Source organism: Moorena sp. SIO3I8, assembly GCF_010692325.1.
Taxonomy (GTDB): Bacteria; Cyanobacteriota; Cyanobacteriia; order Cyanobacteriales; family Coleofasciculaceae; genus Moorena.
Genome location: NZ_JAAHHW010000030.1, coordinates 65,407 through 71,744 on the forward strand (window position 1 = coordinate 65,407; position 6,338 = coordinate 71,744).

The window sequence follows — 6,338 nt, forward strand, 5'->3', positions numbered from 1 at the left end:
AACCTTCATAATTCATCCTTAAGATGGTCAATTGGGATCCCTATCTAGAATCAATCCGTAACACCTACGCCCAATGGTGGCAAGTTTATACCCTCACTGATGTCGAAGGCCGCAAGCCCAAGCAGCAGCAACGAACCCCTATGCTGTTTAATGGCCTAATGGTGCAAACCATCAAGTCGGAGCAGCCACAACGAGACGAAAATCGGGAAGAATACGAAAATCCGGAAGAAACTGAGCGCTTGCCTGTCCTAGAAGGATTGCGCAAGTATGCTGTTGACCATGTTTTACTAGTGGGACGTCCGGGTTCAGGAAAATCCACTGCGTTAGTGCGATTGTTGGGGGATGAGGGAATACAAGGGAAAATTCCGGTGCTGGTGGAACTGCGATATTACCAGAAATCGGTGCTGGAGTTAGTGCGGAATTTTCTGAAACGTCATGGTGTACTCCTCAACTCCACCGAAATCGAAAAATTATTGTTTGATGGACAATTCTGGTTACTGATCGATGGGGTGAACGAGCTACCCTCAGAAGCAGCACGCTCGGATTTGACTCAGTTTCGGAAGGATTACCAGAAGCGTACTCCCATGATTTTCACCACTAGGGATTTAGGAGTAGGTGGTGACTTGGGGATTCAAAAGAAGTTGGAAATGCAACCCTTGAGTGCAGAGCAAATGTCGGAATTTGTCCGAAAGTATTTGCCTGAAAAGGGAGAGCAAATGCTCCAGCAGTTGGGCGATCGCTTACGGGAATTTGGCCAAACTCCCCTACTATTGATGATGCTGTGTGCCCTGTTTCAGGATAAGGGAGAGATACCGTCAAATCTGGGGTTAGTGTTTCGCTCATTTACCCAGTTCTATTCTGATAACATCAAGCAAGATGTTAACGTTTCCGAGGAATCAAGAGAATTTTGGCCAGAGCTGCTGCAACAGTTAGGGTTTGTGATGACAACTGGGGATAAGCCCAAAGAGATTACCGTTGCTATTCCCAAGACAAAAGCCGAGGAAATTTTAACTAACTATCTACGTCAGAGTGGTTGTATCGATCCTAAAGTTCGCGCTAGGACTTGGCTAAAGGACTTACTCAACCATCACTTGATTCAAAAATCAGGAGAGTTGATTGAGTTTCGACACCAACTAATCCAAGAATACTATACAGCAGAATATTTATTAAAGCAATTACCAAATATCACGGATCAGGAGTTGCAACAGAACTATCTCAATTATTTGAAATGGACCGAAACTCTGGTGCTGATGCTGCAATTGGTAGATGATCAAGTCCAAGCCCAGCGGGTGGTAAGGTTAGGGTTAGCATGGGATTGGAAACTGGGAGCCAGGTTAGCAGGAGCAGTAAAACCGGAGTTTCAGGAGCAGACTGTTGGGTTAGTGACTGGGTTAAAGGTTCCGACGTTTTTTAAGATTGAGCTGTTGGGAATAACTGGATCAGAAAAAGCGATACCTGAGCTAAGTAAATGCCTGGATCATGACCACTATTATGTGCGTATAAGTGCGGCAGAAGCTTTGGGAAAAATCGGGACAGAAGCCACCATCGACCCCTTAATTAAATTGCTGGATGATGACCACTCTGATGTGCGTAGTCGTGCGGCAGAAGCTCTGGGAAAAATCGGGACAGAAGCCACCATCGACCCCTTAACTAAATTGCTGGATGATGACCACTCTGATGTGCGTAGTCGTGCGGCAGAAGCTCTGGGAAAAATCGGGACAGAAGTGGCGATTGACCCCTTAATTAAATTCCTGGATGATTACAACCCTTATGTGCGTAGTCGTGCGGCAGAGGCTCTGGGAAAAATCGTGATACAAACCACGAGAGACCGGTTAATTAAATACCTGGATAATGACCACTCATATGTGCGAATTATGGCGGCAGAAGCTCTGGGAAAAATCGGGACAGAAGCCACCATCGACCCCTTAATTAAATTGCTGGATGATCCTGACTATTGGGTGCGTAAAAGTGCGGCAAAAGCTCTGGGAAACATCGGGACAGAAGCCACCATCGACCCCTTAATTAAATTGCTGGATTATCCTGACTATTGGGTGCGTAAAAGTGCGGCAGAAGCTCTGGGAAAAATCGGGAAAGAAGCCACCATAGACCCCTTAATTAAATTGCTGTATGATGATAACTATAATGTGCGTAGGAGTGCGGCACAAGCTCTGGGAAATATTGGGACAGAAGCTACCATAGACCCCTTAATTAAATTGCTGTATGATGATAACTATAATGTGCGTAGGAGTGCCGCAGCAGCTCTGGGAAACATCGGGACAGAAGCCACCATCGACCCCTTAATTAAATTGCTGGATGATGACCACTATGATGTGCGTAAGAGTGCGGCATATGCTCTGGGAAACATCGGGACAGAAGCCGCCATAGACTCCTTAATTAAATTGCTGGATGATGAACACTATTCTGTGCGTAGTAATGCGGCAGAAGCTCTGGGAAAAATCGGGACAGAAGTGGCGATTGACCCCTTAATTAAATTCCTGGATGATGAACACTATTCTGTGCGTGGAATTGCGGCAGAAGCTCTCGGAAAAATCGGGACAGAAGCCGCCATATCCCCCTTAATTAAATTGCTGGATAATAACGACTATGAGGTGCGTAGGAGTGCGGCAGAAGCTCTGGTTGAAATTGGCACAGAAGCCACAATTGAGCGGTTAAGTAAATGCCTGGATGACCCCAAATTATCTGTGCGTGAAATGGCAGTAGAAGCTCTGGGAGAAATTGGGACAGAAGCCGCCATAGACCCCTTAATTAAATCCCTGGATGATCAAGACTTAGATCTGCGTGAAATGGCAGTAGAAGCTCTGGGGGAAATTGGGATAGAAGCCGCCATAGACCCCTTAATTAAATCCCTGGATGACCCCAAACCATCTATGCGTGAAATAGCAGCACAAGCTCTGGGTAAAATCGGGACAGAAGTCACGATTGAGCCGTTAATTAAATCCCTCGATGACAACGAATACTATGTGCGGAGTATGGCAGCAGATGCTCTGGGAAAAATCGGGACAGAAGCCACCATCGACCCCTTAATTAAATTGCTGGATGATGACGACTCTTGGGTGCGTATTAGTGCGGCAAAAGCTCTGGGAAAAATCGGGACAGAAGCCACTATTCCTAAACTGATTAATCGCCTCAACAACCAACAATTTGCAGCAACTAATTATAACTATATTTTTGAGGAAACCATCAACACCCTTAACGCCATTCAAGAGCGCTACCAAATCTACAACCCAACCTATAGTCCCAAACCCACTCAAACCATGTACATCCTCCACCTCTCAGACCTCCACATCACCACCCCTGAGCAAGCTACCCTTTGGTCAAACCAACTCGCCCAAGACCTCACCCAAGACCTTGACATCCCTCGGCTTGATGCTCTTATCCTCTCCGGTGATATCGCGAATTATTCAACTCCAGAGGAATACCAGGCTGCACAACAGTTTCTCGACAATCTCCGCCAAGACTTTTCCCTAGACTCGAAGCAAATTGTTATAGTTCCCGGTAACCATGACCTCAACTGGAAACTAGCAAAGCGGGGTTATCAGTTATTGGATCTCGAAGAGTACGATGGTGAATTCCAAGAGGGTTACTATATCGAAGAAAGTCCACGGGTGATTCGAGTCCGAGACGAAGCCAAATACCAACAACGGTTTGCCCACTTCAGCCAATTCTATCAAGCTATCAAAGCTCAACCCTATCCCCTCGACTATGACCAGCAAGCCATTATCGACTATTTCCCAGACCAAAACTTGCTGATCCTAGGACTAAACTCCGCTTGGGAACTGGATCACCACTTCAGAGACCGTGCTAGCATCCACTCAGGTGCTCTCAGCAATGCCCTGACCGAGATTCGCCGTAACCCAGACTACCGCAACTGCCTGAAACTAGCGGTTTGGCACCATGCCCTGAATAGTGCTGGAAGCGACAGGATTACCGACCAAGGATTCATCCAACAACTCGCTGTTGCTGGATTCCGCTTCTTCCTCCACGGACACATCCACAAAGCCGAAACCAGCCTTTTCCGTTACGACCTCAGTCCAACTGGGCGCAAACTCGACCAAATTGGTGCTGGCACCTTTGGCGCACCCACCCAAGAACTCATACCCGGTTATCCTTGGCAATATAATCTACTGAAAGTAAAGGATAATCAGCTCACTGTCTACACTCGCCGTCGGGAAGAAATCAATGGTGCTTGGAAACCTGATTCACGGTGGACTCAGGGTGCGGGAGTTGGTGCTTTGGATTATTATTCGATTGAGTTGTAGGGAGTAGGGAGTAGGGAGTAGGGAGTAGGGAGTAGGGAGTAGGGAGTAGGGAGTAGGGAGTAGGGAGTAGGGAGTAGGGAGTAGGGAGTAGGGATTGAGCGCAGTTTTGCCTATTGATCTATAGCGGTTTTTAGCCTAATGAGGTACACAGGTTTTTGCCCTCTTCTTTCTTACCTGTTCCCTGTTCCCTGTTCCCTGTTCCCTGTTCCCTAAAACCAGAAACTCTGTACTCACCCAAGTAAAAACTGCTGTATTAAAGCTTACTTAATTCAGCTAGATAATCCTTAACTAACAATTCTATTATAAATGGATCTAAATTGCCATGGTGAAATTTTATAGCTAAAGGAACCGTTAATCTTTGCTGATTTTCGTAGTAGGTTCGCTTCCCAAAGTATAAAAAACTCTGGGTATTTCCACGACCTGTCTGCATAGCAAAACTTAAAAAATCCAAGCCAGGAAGATTACCAACAAATTGACATAGTTGGTAAGCATAGGAGATATCTCTATTATTAGACCATATAGGATTAGCGAAAATACTGTCTTTGGTATTTTTGTATAGTTCTGAAAATTCAAGCCATCCTAATTTTGTGGCATTATTGATGATTATTGGTAAAAATCGAGCTTCGCCTCCCACTGCTGTCGGACAAAATAATGGTGGGTTATTAATTTGATACCATTTCTGGTTAATAAATCTCCACCAAAAAGAAGGATGATCTTTCAGGGCTTTAAGTAATTTCCAGATTAAGAAACACGTAAAGGTGGAATAGTCATTCTTAAAATTATCCTTATAATTAGTTTCCGCATCGGTTAAGTCTAATCGTAACGTAATATCTAAATAAGGATTTATTACCTTTGTTTCATCAATAAAAAAGTCTAGTGCCCAGCCGACATAACTATTTTTGTATTGTTCAGTATCTAAGGGTATAGCATCGTATTTGTCTAAATAGTAATTTAAATCGTCCATGATTTAAGTATTAGTTGAGGCTAATAGTATTTTAGCTAAGCATTCAGCCGTCAGCCGTCAGCCGTCAGCTTATTGTATTCAAAAGCACCGATTGCGCGTAGCTGTTCGCGTAGCGCTTAAGAGGATATCTGAAAAGTTTTTTGATACTGAATTTTGCCCCCCTAGCCCCCCAACTTTGGGGGGAACAAGAGTCAATTTGCTTCTAAAAGTCCCCCAAAATTGGGGGATTTAGGGGGCTTTGATCTAGCAAATGAGACTTCTCAGACAACCTCTAAGCTGATAGCTGTTCGCGTAGCGTGCGCGTAGCGCTTAAGCTGATAGCTAAATACTTACAAAAAAATAGCCGTAGAAATACTATCCACGGCTATTTAAAATCCACAATAAGTCAGTTGAAATTGTGATGTCACTAACTTCCCAATTCTAACCCGATGTGATCAGATTGGATTGGCCAAAGGTGACTTGGCCAAGGGGGGGAAACCCCCCCAGAAAGTTAAGGTGTTATGGCAACAGCCAATACTTGGTTATGGTAGTCATCACTTCCCCGGGAACATCAGTTTTCTCCAGAGGAGTCCATTCTGCAATCTCCGCATAGCCTAGGGAATAAAGCATCTGCATGCTATAGATTACGGCTTCACGAGAACCTTTTAAGACGTGGTGAGCAGGTTGTTTTTTGAAATTTCGGGAAAATTTTTGTGACATGAATAAAAAATCCAACTCATCGGGTTTATAGTGATTATTGTAATGATTATAATTAGTTTTGTCAAGGGTTTTATAAAAGTTTTTTTTGGGAAATTAAGAATGGTGAATTAAGAATTAAGAATGGTGAATTAAGAATGGTGAATTAAGAATGGTGAATTAAGAATGGTGAATTGGGAATGGTGAATTGAGAATGGTGAATTAAGAATGGTGAATTGGGAATGGTGAATTGAGAATTGGGAATTGGGAATTGGGAATGGTGAATTAAGAATTGGGAATTTAGGTATAATTTAGAATTTTGGCTTCTGGCTTCTGGCTTCTGCCTTCACCATTCTTAATTCTGCCTTCACCATTCTTAATTCTTAATTCTTAATTCTTAATTCACCATTATTAATTCA

At 43.9% G+C, this 6,338-nt stretch carries 3 protein-coding genes; 1 reads left to right on the top strand and 2 read right to left on the bottom strand.

Annotated features, from left to right (window positions below):
• Positions 1-23 precede the first annotated feature (23 nt).
• Entirely contained in the window at positions 24-4,280 is a 4,257-nt protein-coding gene (locus F6K51_RS14485) for a HEAT repeat domain-containing protein (protein WP_293021270.1), read from the top strand.
• Between the two features lie 253 nt (positions 4,281-4,533).
• Here the strand turns inward: F6K51_RS14485 and F6K51_RS14490 are convergent, their stop codons facing one another.
• Positions 4,534-5,244 (bottom strand): CatA-like O-acetyltransferase, encoded by a 711-nt coding sequence (locus tag F6K51_RS14490; protein WP_293021271.1) that lies wholly within the window; start codon positions 5,242-5,244, stop codon positions 4,534-4,536.
• Positions 5,245-5,742: 498 nt separating this feature from the next.
• Positions 5,743-5,943 carry a hypothetical protein gene (locus F6K51_RS14495; RefSeq protein ID WP_293021272.1) on the bottom strand — a complete coding sequence of 67 codons (201 nt, stop codon included), beginning with the start codon at positions 5,941-5,943 and terminating at the stop codon, positions 5,743-5,745.
• Positions 5,944-6,338 lie beyond the last annotated feature (395 nt).

Excerpts from the sequence above, each read along its gene's own strand:
- F6K51_RS14485 (WP_293021270.1), top strand. The coding sequence starts at position 24 with ATGGTCAATTGGGATCCCTATCTAGAATCAATCCGTAACACCTACGCC.
- F6K51_RS14490 (WP_293021271.1), bottom strand. The coding sequence starts at position 5,244 with ATGGACGATTTAAATTACTATTTAGACAAATACGATGCTATACCCTTA.
- F6K51_RS14495 (WP_293021272.1), bottom strand. The coding sequence starts at position 5,943 with ATGTCACAAAAATTTTCCCGAAATTTCAAAAAACAACCTGCTCACCAC.